We start from the raw sequence: 15,713 nt of genomic DNA, 5'->3' as shown, positions 1-15,713 counted from the left end.
ACTCACTGGTACCCCGTAGCCGGTTTATGACACGTCACGGGCGACAATAGACGGTGATGGACTTCTATTCCGCTTACGGCCAGGGTTTCATCCGCGTCGCGGCGTGCACCTTGCGCACCGCCATCGGTGAGCCCGCCACCAACGCCGATTCGGTCTTGCGGTTGGCGCGGGAGTGCCACGACGAGGGCGTCGGCCTCGCGGTTTTCCCCGAGCTGACGCTGTCGGGTTACTCCATCGAGGACATCCTGATGCAGGATGCGCTGCTCGGGGCCGTCGAGGACGCGCTGCTCGACATCGTGGCCGCCACGGCGGACCTGCTGCCGGTGCTGGTGGTCGGCGCGCCGCTGCGCTATCTGCACCGGATCTACAACACCGCGGTCGTCATTCACCGCGGACAGGTGCTCGGGGTCGCGCCGAAGTCCTATCTACCCACATATCGGGAGTTCTACGAGCGGCGTCAAATGGCGCCAGGCGACGACGTGCGTGGCGTCATCCGCATCGGCCGGGGCAGTGCCGTCGCGGAGGTGCCCTTCGGCCCCGACCTGCTCTTCGCCGCAACCGATCTCCCCGGCTTCGTTCTGCATGTCGAGATCTGCGAGGACATGTTCGTGCCGATACCGCCGAGTGCTGAGGCCGCGCTCGCTGGTGCGACGGTGTTGGCGAACCTGTCGGGAAGCCCGATCACGATCGGCCGGGCGGAGGACCGCTGCCTGCTGGCCCGCTCGGCGTCGTCGCGTTGCCTGGCGGCCTATGTGTATGCCGCGGCGGGACAGGGGGAGTCGACCACCGACCTGGCGTGGGACGGCCAGACCATGATCTACGAGAACGGCGTGCAGCTGGCCACCTCGGAGCGCTTCCCGAAGGAACCGCGGCGTTCGGTCGCCGATGTCGATCTCGAGCTGCTGCGCGCCGAACGGCTGCGGATGGGTACCTTCGACGACAACCGGGCACATCACGGCTTCGACGCAGACTTCTTCCGACGCATTGAGTTTGCGCTCGACCCGCCCGCAGGCGACATCGGTCTGCGCCGCGAGGTCGAGCGGTTCCCGTTCGTCCCATCCGATCCCACACGGCTGGAACAGGATTGCTACGAGGCCTACAACATCCAGGTCGCAGGATTGGAGCAGCGGCTCCGCGCACTGAACTACCCGAAGGTGGTGATCGGTGTCTCAGGTGGCCTCGATTCCACGCACGCGCTGATCGTCGCCGCGCGCGCGATGGATCGGGAAGAGCGGCCCCGCAGCGACATTCTCGCGTTCACGTTGCCCGGCTTCGCAACCGGTGACCGCACCAAGGGCAACGCGATCGAGCTCGCCGAGGCGCTGGGGGTGACGTTCGAGGAGATCGACATCAGGGCGACCGCCGAGCTGATGCTGCGCGAGATGGACCACCCGTTCGGCCGGGGCGAGAAGGTGTACGACGTCACCTTCGAGAACGTGCAGGCGGGCCTGCGCACCGACTACCTGTTCAGGGTCGCCAACCAGCGCGGCGGAATCGTGCTCGGCACCGGCGATCTGTCCGAGTTGGCGCTCGGATGGTCGACCTACGGTGTGGGTGACCAGATGTCGCACTACAACGTGAACGGCGGCGTGCCGAAGACCTTGATTCAGCATCTGATCCGCTGGGTGGTCTCGTCGAATCAGTTCGACGACCGGGTCAACGAGGTGCTGACGTCGGTGCTGGACACCGAGATCAGCCCCGAGTTGGTGCCGCAGGGTGAGGATGAGGAGATCCAGAGCAGCGAGGCGAAGATCGGACCGTATGTGCTGCAGGACTTCTCATTGTTCCATGTCCTACGCTTCGGCTTCCGTCCGTCCAAGGTGGCGTTCCTGTCCTGGCATGCGTGGCGCGATCCTGAACACGGCGACTGGCCAACCGGGTACCCGCAGGACAAGCGGCCGTCGTTCTCGCTGAAAGAGATTCGGCACTGGCTGCAGGTCTTCGTGCAGCGCTATTACTCGTTCGCCCAGTTCAAGAGGTCCGCACTGCCGAACGGCCCGAAGGTGTCCCACGGCGGGTCGCTGTCGCCACGCGGTGACTGGCGGGCGCCGTCGGACATGTCGGCCAAGACATGGCTGGACGAAATCGAACGCGACGTTCCCGAGGATTAGCCGTCTCGGCGCCGGATCCGACTCACAACGTGGTGCGGCGTTCTCGTGGCTGATGTGCAGCGTGGCTCTGGACAGTCCGGCCAGGGTGCGCTCATATGTGCCGATCAATCTGCCGCGCGTGATGTGCAGAGCTGGAGTCTGCGTGAACGCATGCCGGACGGTCAACGACTGACTAGACCGACTCCGGGAACGAACGTGCCAACAGACGCCATCCAGCCACCCCACGAAAGCCCGTCGACCCCGTGTGGCGGTGTTGCAACCAACTGCGCCAACCGAATCCAAGCAGGCCGAAGACGGCGAACAGCAGAAGCCCGACAGCGGGCATGACCGTTCCCTTCCCTAGCAGCACGGGTCTCCCCGCCAGGCGTTTCTGCCTTCGCGAACCGCGAGTGCTGAGATGGCCAAGGCGGCGATGGGGTCCGCCAACGACCATCCAACAAGGGCGTTGAGCACGAGCCCAACGAGCAGGGCCGCGGACAGATAGCTGCACAGCAGCAACTGCTTCGAATCCGCAACGGCTGTAACCGATTCCAGTAAGCGACCGGTACGCCGTTGTGCCAGCGACAAGACCGGCATGACGATGAGGCTGGCCACCGCCAACAGGATGCCGATCACCGATGGTTGTGGCTCGCCGAAGCCGAGCAGCGACAGCACTGCGTCTACGGCGACGTATGCGGCGAGCGCGAAGAACGAGAACGCGATGAATCGCAGCGCGGCCTTTTCACGCTTCTCCGGATCCTTGGCGGAGAACTGCCATGCGATCGCAGCCGCCGACGACACCTCGATGACCGAATCCAGACCGAATCCGATCAGTGCCGACGACGACACGCGAGTGCCCTCGGCCAACGCGATGACCGCCTCGACGACGTTGTAGATGATCGTCGCCGCGACCAGAAGTCGGATCCGACGGGCGAGCACGTCGCGTCGCGGTCGGACTGGGGCGCTCATCAGCAGCAGGCGTCGGCATCTGCGGCGGGACAGCAGGCGGGGTCGACGGTGAGCACCAAGCCGAGTAGGTCGCCGAGGGCATGCCCGATGCGTTCGTCGGCCAGCCGGTAGCGGCTGCGTCTGCCCTCGGGCTCGGCGACCACCAGGCCGCAGCCACGCAGGCAGGCCAGATGGTTGGACAGGATCTGCCTACTCACCCCTATCTTGTCGGCGAGTTCGGAGGGGTAACCGGGCGCATCGCGCAGCGTCAACAGAATTTCGGCGCGAGTGGGATCGGACAATGCGCATCCGAACCGCGACAGCGCATTGCTGTGAGTCACCGTCTGCATGCGCCAACAGTACATCGAGACATGTATTCAGAAAAGGCTGAACTAAGGAACGTTCGCGCGATTAGATGCGGCCGTCCACCCGCAGATCGGGATGAACCCAGGTCGGCGACCGTCGTTCCTTGAACGCGCGGAAGCCTTCGATCGCCTCTTCGCCGCTATAGCTGGCCTGCATGTTGATGCGGTCGAACAGCCCCATGTAGTTGTCGAGGCTGGATTTCACGACCCTCCTGGCGGCGGGTGCGGTCCGGCAGCACTGGGCGAGCACGTCGCGGGCCGTGCCCATCAATTCGTCGTGCGGCACGACGCGCGAAACCATGCCCCATTCCTCGGCCTCGGCTGCGGTCAGCGTGCGGCCAGTGAGCATCAGGTCGCGGGTACGGACCGGGCCGATCAGCCGCGCTAGCATCTGGCTGTAGTACGTGTCGGCGATGCCGCGGAACAGCTCGGGCACACGGAATGTCGCGCGTTCGCTGACCACCGCCATATCGCTGCACAGTGCGATCTGGAGGCCGCCGCCCTGGCACAGCCCGTTGACTGCGGACACCACGGGCTTGGCCGACTGTCGCAGCTTCTCGAACGGCGTGACGTCCATCCCGAGTGCGGCGCCGAACGTCAGCCAGTTGTCGTCGCCGCCGCCGCCCAAGTCGCCGCCCGGGGCGAAGACGTCGCCGCTGCCGGTGATCAGCAGGCCTGCGAGGTCGGGGTCCGCCTCGACAAGGCCGACGGCGTACCTGATGCCGAAGTACATCGCAGGGGTCATCGCATTGCGCGCCTCGGGCCGGTCGAGGGTGCAAACCGCGAACGGACCCTCACGACGGAAGCTCAGAAAGCGGGTGCCCAACCAATCGCCGTCGGGCGGGCGAGGGGCGGTTTCGGTTGTCGACATGGGAGTTACGCCTACCCGGTGGCGGCCGCCCCGTCAATCGCCTCGGCAAACGGCGCGCAGTCGCCGGCGCCTGCCACCAGCGTGGCCAGCGCGCCGGCGGCGCACGCCCGGCGCAACGCCTGCTCGTGACCGGCCGGCCACTCGGAGGCCAGCACTCCGGCGAACACGTCGCCCGCCCCCGTGGTGTCCACCGGCCGGACGGCGGGTGCGGGAACGTCGAATCGCTCGTCCTGACCCAGGTAGCTGGCTCCGCGTTCGCCGCGGGTGATCACCAGATGGGTTACCGGCCAATGCCAGTCGCGAGCCTCAGCCTCGTTGACGACGACGACGTCGGCGAGCTGGGCGAGCGCCAGGAGGTCGTGCGGCTTCGCGCCTGCGGGCGATGCGTTGACGACCACCACCGTGCCCGCGTCGCGCGCCACTCGTGCCGCCTCGACGGCGGTCGTGACGGGGATCTCCAGCTGAAGCAGCAGCACGTCGCTGTCGGCGATGACGGCCCTGGCCTGGCTGGACTCGACTGTCAGTCGCGCGTTGGCGCCCGGTGCGACGACGATGGTGTTCTCGCCCGCGGAGTCGACCGCGATGACAGCCGACCCGCTCGGGCCCGGCACGCCGAAGAGACCGTCGAGGCCGACACCGTTGGTCCGCAGGTGCGCACGGAGCTGATCGCCTGCGGGATCGTCGCCGAGTGCCGCGACGAGCTGTACGGCCGCTCCGGCGCGCGCGGCCGCGACTGCCTGATTGCCGCCTTTGCCCCCCGGAAGCAAGCGCACCGATGACGCGATGACCGTCTCACCGGGGTGCGGTAGCGACTCGACAGTGAAGACGTGGTCCATGTTGACGCTTCCCACTACGCACACCTGCGCCGCCATAGTCGTAGAAGTTAGACCAAGCACCGCTGCGAGCGCTTGATTCACGTTCGATACGCTGGGGTAATGAGTCTGCCCGCACCGTCGGTGCCCGGCTTACGCCAGCAGGTGCACGATGCGGCGCGGCGGGCCAGGGTGGCCGCCCGCGAACTGGCGACGTTGAGCACGGCGGTCAAGAACTCGGCACTGCAAGCCGCGGCCGACAATGTGCTTCGCGACGCCTCCGCCGTGCTCGAAGCGAACAAAGAGGACCTGGCGGCCGCCAAAGCCGCGGGCACACCCGATGCGATGCTCGATCGTCTCGCGCTCGACCCGCAGCGGATCGACGGCATCGCCGCCGGGCTGCGACAGGTGGCAGGCCTGCCCGACCCGATCGGTGAGATGTTGCGCGGGCGCACGCTGCCCAACGGTCTGCAGCTGCGTCAGCAGCGGGTCCCGATCGGCGTGATCGGAATGGTCTACGAGGGCAGGCCGAACGTCACCGTGGACGCATTCGGATTGACGCTGAAGGCGGGCAGCGCGTTGCTTCTGCGCGGCAGCTCGTCGGCTGCGCGATCCAACCACGCGCTGGTCACCGCGCTCCGCGATGCGCTGCAGATCGAGAACCGCAATGCCGACTTCGTCCAGCTGCTGCCCAGCGGGGACCGCGCCAGCGTCACCCATCTCATTCAGGCCCGCGGTCTGGTCGACGTCGTGATCCCACGCGGGGGAGCGGGCCTCATCGACGCGGTGGTCCGCGACGCGACCGTGCCCACCATCGAGACCGGTGTCGGCAATTGCCATGTCTACGTTCACGAATCGGCCGACCTCGACGTGGCCGAACGAATCTTGTTGAACTCCAAGACGCGGCGGCCCAGCGTCTGCAATGCGGCCGAATCGGTGTTGATCGACAACGCCATCGCTGATCGCGCCGTGCCGCGGCTGACGCAAGCGCTTCAGGATGCCGGCGTGACGGTGCACGGCGACCCCTCCAGGGAGGAACTGCGCGCCGAGTTCCTGTCGATGGATATCGCGCTGGCGGTGGTGGACGGCCTCGACGCCGCGATCGCCCACGTCAACGAATACGGCAGTGGGCACACCGAGGCCATCGTCACAGCGGATCTCGCTGCCGCCCAACGGTTCACCGAGCGTGTCGATTCCGCTGTCGTCATGGTGAACGCATCGACGGCATTCACCGACGGTGAGCAGTTCGGCTTCGGCGCCGAGATCGGCATCTCCACCCAGAAGCTGCACGCCCGCGGACCGATGGGCCTACTCGAATTGACCTCGACCAAGTGGATTGTGTGGGGAGACGGCCACACTCGCCCGGCCTGAATTAGGAGAACGATGAGCGCTTGCGCGAAGAGAATCGGACCCAGTACGTGAGTGTCCCCGCACGCTCGGCGCCGCTGTTCGCCGACATCGAGGATGTCGCGCGACGGCTGACCGAGACCGGCTACCTGCCGGACACCGCAACGGCCACTGCGGTTTTCCTCGCCGACCGGCTGGGTAAGCCGCTGTTGGTCGAGGGGCCGGCAGGCGTCGGCAAAACGGAACTGGCCCGCGCGGTCGCCCAGGCGACCGGATCGGGTCTGGTGCGGCTGCAGTGTTACGAGGGTGTCGACGAGGCCCGCGCGCTCTACGAGTGGAACCACGCCAAGCAGATCCTGCGGATCCAGGCCGGCCACGGCGACTGGGACCAGACAAAAACCGATGTGTTCTCGGAAGAGTTCCTGCTGACGCGGCCGTTGTTGACGGCAATTCGCCGGACCGAGCCGACCGTTCTGCTGATCGACGAGACAGACAAGGCCGACATCGAGATCGAGGGCCTGCTGCTGGAGGTGCTGTCCGACTTCGCGGTCACCGTGCCGGAACTCGGCACGATCACCGCCGAGCAAACCCCGTTCGTCCTGCTGACCTCCAACGCCACCCGCGAGCTGTCCGAGGCGCTCAAGCGCCGCTGCCTGTTCCTGCACATCGACTTTCCAGATGCCGACCTCGAGCGCCGAATCCTGTTGTCGCGAGTGCCCGATCTGCCCGAGCACCTGGCCGAGGAGTTGGTGCGGATCATCGGTGTGCTGCGCGGCATGCAACTCAAGAAGCTGCCGTCGGTCGCCGAGACCATCGACTGGGGCCGCACGGTTCTGGCGCTGGGTCTGGACACCATCGACGACGAGCTGATCGCCGCCACGCTCGGTGTGGTGCTCAAGCACCAGTCCGACCAGATCAAGGCAAGCGGCGAGCTCCGCCTCAACTAGGAGAGCAATATGGCCGTCCGCCGCACTCGTCCGCCGCAGCCGCTGGCGCCCCACGGCATTCCGGGGCACCTCGTGGAGTTCGTCGAAGCCCTTCGCTCACAAGGGATTGCGGTGGGCCCGTCCGAGACGGTCGACGCCGGGCGGGTGATCGGCGTGCTCGGCCTCGGCGACCGCGAGGCGCTGCGCGAAGGTATCGCGTGTGCGGTGCTGCGCCGGTCGGACCACCGAGAAACCTACGACGCGATGTTCGACCTGTACTTCCCGGCCGCGTTGGGCTCGAGAACCGTGCTCGACGATGAGAACTCCGACGGTGACGGTCTACCGCCGGAGGATGTCGAGGCGATGCGGCAGATGCTGCTCGACATGCTTACCGACAACGAAGAGCTGGCCAGCATGGACGAGCGGCTGGCCGCGATGATCGCGCAGATCGTCGAGGCCTACGGCCGCTACAACTCGAGTCGCGGTCCGTCGTACTCGTCGTATCAGGCGCTCAAGGCGATGAATCTCGACGACCTCGAGGGGCGGCTGCTGGCAGGCCTGCTCGCGCCGTACGGCGACGAGCCGACGCCGACACAGGAACAGATCGCCAAGGCCCTTGCGGCGCAACGCATCGCGCAGCTGCGCAAGATGGTGGAGGGCGAGACGAAGCGGCGCACGGCCGAGCAGTTGGGCCGCGACCACGTGCAGATGTACGGGGTTCCGCAGCTGGCCGAGAACGTCGAGTTCCTGCGCGCATCCGGCGAGCAACTGCGTCAGATGCGGCGGGTGGTTCAACCGCTGGCCCGCACACTCGCGACTCGGCTCGCCGCCAGACGGCGGCGGTCGCGTGCGGGGGAGATCGATCTGCGCAAGACGCTGCGCAAGTCGATGTCGACCGGCGGCGTGCCGATCGACGTGGTATTGAAGAAGCCGCATCCAGCGCGCCCCGAGCTCGTCGTGCTGTGTGACGTGTCAGGGTCGGTCGCCGGCTTCAGCCACTTCACCCTGTTGCTGGTTCACGCGCTGCGGCAGCAGTTCTCGCGCGTCCGCGTCTTCGCGTTCATCGACACCACCGACGAGGTCACCGAGCTGTTCGGACCGGATGCGGACCTCGCCGTGGCCGTGCAGCGCATTACCAGGGAGGCGGGCGTCTACACCCGCGACGGCCACTCCGACTACGGGCACGCGTTCGTGTCGTTTCTGGACAAGTACCCGAACGTGCTTTCGCCGCGGAGTTCCCTGCTGGTTCTAGGCGACGGCCGCAACAACTACCGCAAGCCCGAGACCGATCTGCTGACCCACATGGTCGACGCGAGCAGGCACGCGCACTGGTTGAACCCCGAGCCAAGGCACCTGTGGGGCAGCGGCGACTCGGCGGTACCGCGCTACGAGGAAGTCATCACCATGCACGAATGCCGGTCGGCCAAACAACTGGCAAGCGTCATCGACGCGCTGTTACCGGTCTAGTTTCTCCCGCGAGCAGACGTGAACTCGCATAATTCCGGCCGCATCTGTGCGAGTTTGCGTCTGCTCGCGAAAGAAAATCAGGCAAAGGAGACGGTGACGTCGCCGCCTGCGGGGTCCGCGTCTGCCACCAACGACCACGGCGCCCGGTACACCCGGCCCGGCGCGGCGGGCCACGGCGTGCGTTTGGTCGCGAGCGTCCTACCGTCCTGCACCGCGCGCAGCTTGGGCAGCCTGCGGTACTCGTCGACCCAGAACAGCAGGTCGCCCCTGGCCGCGACGCCGCCTTCGGGCGAGACCAGCTGCGGGGCCACCCATTCGAACGGGCCGTCGGTGCGGATGCGAACGGCTTTGGGCGGCTCGTCGCGGTGCTCGAGCCAACCGCTGACCGCGGCCGCCACATGTCGTCCGTCCAACGCCGCGCCGTCAGCGGTGTCGACCGGGTGCAGCAGGTTGCCGACGGCGAACACCCCGGGGATGCTGGTCCGCAGACCAGCATCGACCATCGGCCCACGCGTCGCGGAGTCCATCGCCAGGCCGCCGGTGCGGGCGAGTTCGTGGTCGGGAATCCAGTCGCCGGTGAACACCACGGTGTCGCATGCCACGGTGGTGCGCCTGCCCGTTTGGAGGTTCTCCACCACCGCGGCGCGCACGCGGTCCTTACCCTCGACGGCGACAATCCGGCTGCGGGTGATCACCGGCCCGTCCATCAGCATCCGGCCCGGCATCCGAAACACCGCGTAGGCCTCGGAATGCGGATAGCCGCTGACCATTCCGACTGTGGCGCAACCGGCTTCGCGCAGGGTCAACACCGCCGACCAGCTCACCAGCTCGGCGCCGACGATCAACGCGCGGCTGCCGACGTCCGCGTGGTGCAGATGCACGAGGTTCTGCAACTGCCCGGTGGTGTACACGCCGTCGGGACGCCCGCCGGGTATCAGCCGTGCGGGCCGGGGCCGCTCGCGCGCGCCGGTCGCGAGCACCACGGCGTCGGCGGCGACGGTGCGTATCCCGCGCGGCGAGGTGATCTGCAGCCGCCGCTCACCGGTCCAGCCGGTGACCATGGCCTCGGTTTCCAATGTCGCGCCGGCATTCTGCGCCATCGCGGTGAGCCGCTTGGCGTAGGCGGGGCCGGAGACCAATCGCTTGAGATCGCGCATCCCGTAGCCGGGATGATCGCTGTGGCGCGGGATCCCGCCTGTCTCTGCTTCGCGTTCGATGACCAGGACATCACCGTCGACCCGGCCGGCGAGCGCGGCGGCCGCGGTCAATCCCGATGGGCCGCCTCCGACGATCGCCACCGCGACATGCTGGTCGGTCATCGAACTCCACCGTTCGCATCGAGCAGCGCTGCGGTGTGTGCGCCGCAGTAGAAGCCTTGGCAGCGGCCGTTCATCACCCGCGTGCGGCGCCGTAAGCCGTCGAGATCGGCAGGGGGGATCGGGGATTGGAACGCGTCACGGATCTCGCCCGCGGTGACCCGCTCGCAGAAGCAGACGATGCGGCCGTATTCGGGGTCGGCGGCGATGCGTTCGGCGTCCTGGAACGGGCGTGCGTAGGCGTCGCCGAGGTTCGGCATCGTCGGCGGCGCGGGAAGATCCGGGCGCTCGGCGACGTCGAGGCCCGCATCGGCGAGCAGACCGCTCACGTACTCTGCGATCGCCATCCCCGAAGTCAGCCCGGTGGAACGTATTCCGGCGACGAGCAGGTAGCGGGCTTGGGCGTCGATGTCGATGAGATAGTCGTCGCGGTCGATCGCGGCGCGTAGCCCGGCGTAGGTGGCGGTGATCTCCTCGTCGAACAACGACGGCATCAGCGCGCGACCCTTGGAGACAAGGAATTCGAAGCCTTCCTCGGAAGTCTCTGTGGCCGTTCGGTCTTCCAGGTTCTCCGAGGTCGGGCCGACCATCACATTGCCGTAGATGGTCGGGCTGACGAGCACTCCCTTGCCGCGCGACGACGGCACGGCCAGCACAATGCACGGCACCATCGGACGGGTCAGCTTGTCGAACACCAGTAGCTCACCACGTCGCGGGGTGACGGTGAATCGGTGATGTCCGAATTCGGTGTCGAGGTAGTCCGCGCCGAGGCCCGCCGCGTTGATGACCCAACGTCCGGACACATCACCCCGGGTGGTGTGCAGTGTGGTGTGCCCGTCGCCGATGACCGCACCGGTGACACGCGCGCCACGCAGGAGACGTGCACCGCGCGCGACGGCATCGGTGGCCAGCGCGAGGTTGGTGGTCCAGGTGCAGATGATCGACTCGCCCGGCACCGTCAGCCCGGCCAGGACGCCGGGGCCGAGGTCGGGTACGCGTCGATACACCTCGTCAGCGCTGACGATTTCGCAGCGGTGATAGAAGTTTCGTTCGGCCTTGTCCTTCAGGCCGGGAAGGGCGTCGACCTCTTCGTCGGTCCAGGCGACCAGAAGCGCACCGGTGCGCTCGACCGGGATGCCGGTCTGCCCTGCGTACTGGCCGAGCAACTCGTAGCCGCGCGCCACCAGCCGTGACTCTAGCGTTTCCGGTGTTGCGTCGTAGCCGGTGTGCAGCAGCGCGGTGTTGGCCTTGCTGGTGCCGTCGCCGACGTCACCACGCGCCTCCACCAGGGTCACCGAGAGGTTCGTGCCTGCCAGCGTCCGCGCGATGGCACAGCCGACGATCCCGGCGCCGACCACAATCACATCGCTGACATCGGCGCCATTCATGCGGTCGTCTCGTTCTGTCCCAGAACGGCTTGCGCGCCGTGCATCCATCGCGCCATGAATTCGGCGGCACGATCGGCGGACCACTCGGGTTGGTAGGTGTGGTCGGGTGTCCACGTGCCCACCACCTCTGCCACGTCCAGGCTCTGGTCGAGCGCCAGTCGTGCGCACGCAGCGGCGCCCAGTGCGGTGGCGTGCAACGACGGGTAGACGTCGACGGGGATGCGCGCCAGATCGGCCTGCGCCTGCATGAGGACTGCAGACTGGGTGAGGCCGCCGTCGACCCGCAGCCGGGTCAACGATTGGCCCAGATCGGTGGCGACGAGACCGGCGAGGGCCGCGACCTGGGCGGCGATGCCCTCCAGCAACGCGCGAACCAGCTGGCCGCGTCCGCTGCTCAGCGTCATCCCGGTGAACGCCGCCGCCGCCGCGGAGTCCCACCACGGCGCGGCGAGCCCGGCCAGGGCGGGCACACACAGCACGCCGTCACTGGAATCGGCTGCGACAGCGTCGATCTGGTCCGCCGCGGGCACCAGTCCCAGATCGACGGCCCAGCGCACCGCGGAAGCCGCCGTGTAGACCTGACCGTCGACGCAGTACGACGTTTGCTCGCGCAGGCGCCACGCCACGGAGGTGGTCAGGCCAGACGTCGACCGCGCCGCCTTGCCGCCGAGTTGGGCCAACAGGAAGGCGCCCGTGCCGAACGTGCACTTGGCATCGCCTGCAGCCACGCAGCTTTGGGCCAAAAGAGCAGCCTGCTGGTCGACGATCAGGCCCGCGACCGGAATCGTCGGCCCGAAAACATCTGTGCTGCCAACGATCTGATCGCACGCGACGATCTCTGGTAGCGCCTCGCCAGTCAGCCCGAAAAGACCGATCAACTCGTCGTCCCACGCGACGGAGTCCAACGAGATCAGCAACGACCGGCTGGCCGTCGAGGCATCCGTGACGAACGCGCCGCACAACCGGTGCACGAGCCAGGTGTCGGTGGTGGTGACCACGCCCGCCGTAGTCAGGTTCGCCCGGATCCATGCCATCTTCGGCGCAGAGAAATACGGGTCGAGCACCAGCCCGGTGCGCTGCGCAATGAGTTCCGCCGACGCCGACAGCGGCGCACAGATCGACTCGGCCCGCCGGTCCTGCCACACCACCGCGGGCGTCAGCGGCCGACCGGTGTCGCGGTCCCAGGCCAACACCGTCTCACCCTGGTTCGCCAACGCCACCGCAGACACGGGAACACCCGCCTGCGCCAAGGCCTTCCGGCCGGCGTTGACGACCGAGTCGAACAGCGCCTCGGGGTCCTGCTCGACGCCGCCGCCGGCCAGATACTCCGGCCGCACCGTGACCTCGGCGATCGAGGCAACCTGCCCGGCCTCGTCGACCACGATGGCCTTCGTTCCTGAAGTCCCCTGGTCGATCGCCAGGAAGTGCTGCATCCTCGCCCCCGCTATTCTCTGGCCGCCTCAGCCTCGAGCTCGGCGTCGATCGACGCCATTCCCGGCATCGTGAGCCCACGCTTGCCGCGGGTCGCCAGCAGGTAGCCGAGGTAGCACGCGCCGATGACCACCATCACGATGACGTATGCCCAGGCCTGCTTGAAACTCGAGTCCCGGAACAGCGCAAGCTCGAACACCAGCCAGACCACGGCGACCACCAGAATCGGCATCTCCCAGGCGCCCAGGTTGAACTTGTCGCTCGTCGGCAGCGACTTCCGCTTGATCAGGTAGAGCACCACCGTCGAGGCGTACATCACCGCGGGTAGCAGCGTCGCGGCACCGAACAACGTGAACAGGGCCGTCTCCGAGTGCGAGAAGATCGCCAGGATCAGCTCGGCGAGAACGACGTACAAAATCGTGGCCTTCAGCGGGGTGTGGAACCTCGGGGAGATCTGGCTCCACTGTTGCCAGCCCGGGAAGCGTTCGTCGCGCGACATCGCCCACGTCAACCGGACGCCGGTGATCATGATGACAAGACCGCAGGCGAAGATCGCCAACACCACCATCACCAGCAGGAGGGTGGCGACTGCCGACCCGAGGGTCTTGTCGATGACGTCGGCGATCGGCGTGCCCGATTCGGCCAGCGCGACGGGGTCTCCCGCGGCCAGCGTCACGGCGATGATGAACAGGAAGCCGAGCACACCGGACGCGAGAACGGCTTGCCACATCGCGCGGGGGACAACCCGCTCGGGGTCGTTGGTCTCCTCGGCCAGGTTCGCCGCCGACTCGAAGCCGACGATGGTGAACGCGCCCAGCAGGAAGCCCAGCATCCACGGGCCTGCCGTGGTCAGGTCGCCGAAGCTCCAATAGCCATCGGCGGGGATGGCGCCGGTGCTGAAGAGGTTCGAGAAGTCCGTCTCGCCGCGTACGGCGGCCACGATGAGCAGCAGCACCGTCAGCGCCACCATGCCGATGAGTTCGAGCGAGACGAACGTGTTGTTGACCCGCTCCGCCCACGGCGTCGAGAACCCGACGAGCAGGGCCTGAAGCAGCAACACGAGACCGGTCACCAGCCACGCGATCGTCGCGGTGCCTTCGTAGTTCAGCAGTGCAGGAAAGATCGTCGAAGCGATGGTGTAGTCCACCGCGACCACCACGATGGCCAGGAAGGTGAACGAGATCCAGCCGAGAATCCAACCCAAAATGGGGTTCGCCAACCGCGACATCCATTGGTAGTGGTAGCCGGTCACCGGGATTCGAGCGGCCAGCGCGCCCAGCACGAATGCCACCGCGAGCTGCCCGATTGTGGCGATCGGCCACGTCCAAATGCCCATCGGCCCCGACGAATTCAGCACCGCCCCGTAGGTGGTGAAGATGCCGGTGGCGATGGAGACGAAGGCGAACGCCACCGCGAAAGACGCGAATCGTCCGGTGCGCCGCTGCAGAGACTCCTTGTAACCGAACTTCGCCAGATCAGCTGCATCGCCTGCGGCTGCAGGTTTCGGATTCGTCATCGGTTCCTCCAGTGGTATAGACCATGTGGTTGAACCGTAGTATGGGTGTGACCCGCGCTACCGTCAACCCCAGTCGTGGCAGATCACGAAGTGTTTACAAAGCTATGGCCTAGACCAGCTGGTTGAGGAACGCGGTTAGTCTGCATGGATGCCCCGCACCACCCGGAACCAGGCAACGCCGACGCGGCGAACTCTCCCGCCCGCCACCCCGAGATACATCGCGATCGCGGCCGTAGTCCGTGACCGCATCGCCACCGAGCAGTTGGGACCGCACGCGCTGCTGCCGTCGGAGCGGGAGTTGGCCGATCAGCACGGCGTGAGCCGGATGACCGCGCGCCAGGCGCTCTCTCTGCTTGAAAGCGAAGGGCTGGTCTACCGCAAACCGCCGCGCGGCACCTTCGTCGCCGAGCCGCGTGTGCGCTTCCACATCGGCAGCTTCTCGGAGGAAGTGTCCCGGCTCGGGCGGCGACCGGCGGCCCGCCTGCTGTGGGCCGAGCACCAGCACCCGACACCCGCGGTGCGGATGGCGCTCGGGCTCGACGATGCCGCGACGGTCAACGTGTTTCACCGCCTGCGCACCGTCGATGAGATTCCGTTCGCGCTGGAGACCACGTTCCTGCCCGCCGATCTGACTCCCGGCATCCTCGACGAGCCGGACGACGGGTCGCTGTGGGCGATGCTGCGCAGCCGCTACGGCGTCGACCTGGCCCGCTCGACCGCGGTGCTGGAGTCGATCGTGCTCGACGATGCGTCCAGTGCGCAGCTCGGCGTGCGCGCGGGATCGGCGGGCACCCTGCTCACCCGCTGCACTGAGGACAGCAAGGGCCGGTGTGTCGAATACGCCCGCGACGTCTACCGCGCCGACCGCGCCTCATTCGAGGTGTCGGAACTCCTCGGTGCGCATCGGCTCTCGGCCGTCTGACGGCATTTTGCCTCACCCACCATGGCGTTCGTTGCGGGAAAAGTGCGAGTAGACGCCGCAACAAGCGATACATTCGGCGACCGACAGGCACCGCCGACGCTGCCGTAAGCTGCCTAAACGTGGCATCTCGACGCAGGCTGGGCGTGATGGGCGGGACATTCGATCCCGTCCATAACGGGCACCTCGTTGCGGCCAGCGAGGTCGCCGATCTCTTCCATCTGGAGGAAGTGGTGTTCGTGCCAACGGGCCAGCCATGGCAGAAGAATCGCGACGTCACGCCGGCCGAGGACCGCTACCTGATGACCGTCATCGCG

Annotated in this window: 14 protein-coding genes and 1 pseudogene; 6 read left to right on the top strand and 9 right to left on the bottom strand. The window is 67.1% G+C overall.

Annotated elements, in window-relative coordinates:
- Positions 1 to 56 precede the first annotated feature (56 nt).
- Entirely contained in the window at positions 57 to 2,111 is a 2,055-nt protein-coding gene (locus QOC76_RS20470) for an NAD(+) synthase (protein ID WP_526359765.1), read from the top strand.
- Between the two features lie 211 nt (positions 2,112 to 2,322).
- Here QOC76_RS20470 and QOC76_RS20465 read toward each other — a convergent pair.
- From QOC76_RS20465 to QOC76_RS20445, 5 genes and pseudogenes are all read right to left on the bottom strand, one after another.
- Positions 2,323 to 2,436 (bottom strand): annotated as a pseudogene (locus tag QOC76_RS20465) (isoprenylcysteine carboxylmethyltransferase family protein); the annotation flags it as partial.
- Positions 2,437 to 2,450: 14 nt separating this feature from the next.
- Positions 2,451 to 3,059 (bottom strand): cation efflux transmembrane domain-containing protein, encoded by a 609-nt coding sequence (locus QOC76_RS20460; protein ID WP_526359763.1) that lies wholly within the window; start codon positions 3,057 to 3,059, stop codon positions 2,451 to 2,453.
- Positions 3,059 to 3,388, bottom strand: a complete 330-nt coding sequence (locus QOC76_RS20455; RefSeq protein WP_526359761.1) for an ArsR/SmtB family transcription factor — start codon at positions 3,386 to 3,388, stop codon at positions 3,059 to 3,061. The genes QOC76_RS20460 and QOC76_RS20455 overlap by 1 nt, the downstream gene beginning before the upstream one ends.
- A gap of 61 nt (positions 3,389 to 3,449) precedes the next feature.
- Positions 3,450 to 4,274 carry an enoyl-CoA hydratase/isomerase family protein gene (locus QOC76_RS20450; RefSeq protein WP_526359759.1) on the bottom strand — a complete coding sequence of 275 codons (825 nt, stop codon included), beginning with the start codon at positions 4,272 to 4,274 and terminating at the stop codon, positions 3,450 to 3,452.
- A gap of 11 nt (positions 4,275 to 4,285) precedes the next feature.
- Positions 4,286 to 5,146 (bottom strand): ribokinase, encoded by an 861-nt coding sequence (locus tag QOC76_RS20445; protein WP_526359757.1) that lies wholly within the window; start codon positions 5,144 to 5,146, stop codon positions 4,286 to 4,288.
- A gap of 63 nt (positions 5,147 to 5,209) precedes the next feature.
- On the opposite strand from QOC76_RS20445, the gene QOC76_RS20440 reads away from it, so the two are divergent.
- From QOC76_RS20440 to QOC76_RS20430, 3 genes are read left to right on the top strand one after another with little or no spacing between them, the layout of a single operon-like run.
- Complete coding sequence (locus QOC76_RS20440; RefSeq protein ID WP_526359755.1) at positions 5,210 to 6,457, top strand: glutamate-5-semialdehyde dehydrogenase; 1,248 nt, start codon at positions 5,210 to 5,212, stop codon at positions 6,455 to 6,457.
- Positions 6,458 to 6,504: 47 nt separating this feature from the next.
- Positions 6,505 to 7,380 (top strand): AAA family ATPase, encoded by an 876-nt coding sequence (locus tag QOC76_RS20435; protein WP_526359753.1) that lies wholly within the window; start codon positions 6,505 to 6,507, stop codon positions 7,378 to 7,380.
- Positions 7,381 to 7,389: 9 nt separating this feature from the next.
- On the top strand, positions 7,390 to 8,826 hold the full coding sequence (locus QOC76_RS20430) for a vWA domain-containing protein (protein ID WP_526359751.1): 1,437 nt from the start codon (positions 7,390 to 7,392) through the stop codon (positions 8,824 to 8,826).
- A gap of 77 nt (positions 8,827 to 8,903) precedes the next feature.
- On the opposite strand, the gene QOC76_RS20425 is transcribed toward QOC76_RS20430, so the two are convergent.
- From QOC76_RS20425 to QOC76_RS20410, 4 genes are read right to left on the bottom strand one after another with little or no spacing between them, the layout of a single operon-like run.
- On the bottom strand, positions 8,904 to 10,145 hold the full coding sequence (locus QOC76_RS20425; protein ID WP_526359749.1) for an NAD(P)/FAD-dependent oxidoreductase: 1,242 nt from the start codon (positions 10,143 to 10,145) through the stop codon (positions 8,904 to 8,906).
- Complete coding sequence (locus QOC76_RS20420) at positions 10,142 to 11,530, bottom strand: NAD(P)/FAD-dependent oxidoreductase (RefSeq protein WP_526359747.1); 1,389 nt, start codon at positions 11,528 to 11,530, stop codon at positions 10,142 to 10,144. The genes QOC76_RS20425 and QOC76_RS20420 overlap by 4 nt, the downstream gene beginning before the upstream one ends.
- Positions 11,527 to 12,963, bottom strand: coding sequence for an FGGY family carbohydrate kinase (locus tag QOC76_RS20415; protein WP_526359745.1), 1,437 nt, complete (start codon positions 12,961 to 12,963; stop codon positions 11,527 to 11,529). The genes QOC76_RS20420 and QOC76_RS20415 overlap by 4 nt, the downstream gene beginning before the upstream one ends.
- Before the next feature lie 11 nt (positions 12,964 to 12,974).
- On the bottom strand, positions 12,975 to 14,477 hold the full coding sequence (locus QOC76_RS20410) for an amino acid permease (RefSeq protein ID WP_526359743.1): 1,503 nt from the start codon (positions 14,475 to 14,477) through the stop codon (positions 12,975 to 12,977).
- Between the two features lie 148 nt (positions 14,478 to 14,625).
- Between QOC76_RS20410 and QOC76_RS20405 the strand changes: the two genes are divergently transcribed.
- Together QOC76_RS20405 and QOC76_RS20400 are read left to right on the top strand one after the other, a co-directional pair.
- Entirely contained in the window at positions 14,626 to 15,399 is a 774-nt protein-coding gene (locus tag QOC76_RS20405; RefSeq protein ID WP_526359741.1) for a GntR family transcriptional regulator, read from the top strand.
- Between the two features lie 146 nt (positions 15,400 to 15,545).
- Positions 15,546 to 15,713: nicotinate-nicotinamide nucleotide adenylyltransferase (locus QOC76_RS20400; protein ID WP_526359874.1), on the top strand; the 168-nt coding region annotated here is incomplete at its 3' end.

Origin of the sequence: Mycobacterium sp. (assembly GCF_032159565.1) — a bacterium.
In the GTDB taxonomy this organism is placed as follows: Bacteria; Actinomycetota; Actinomycetes; order Mycobacteriales; family Mycobacteriaceae; genus Mycobacterium.
Note: the sequence above shows the minus strand (reverse complement) of the source record. Positions and strands in the feature narration are given on the sequence as shown.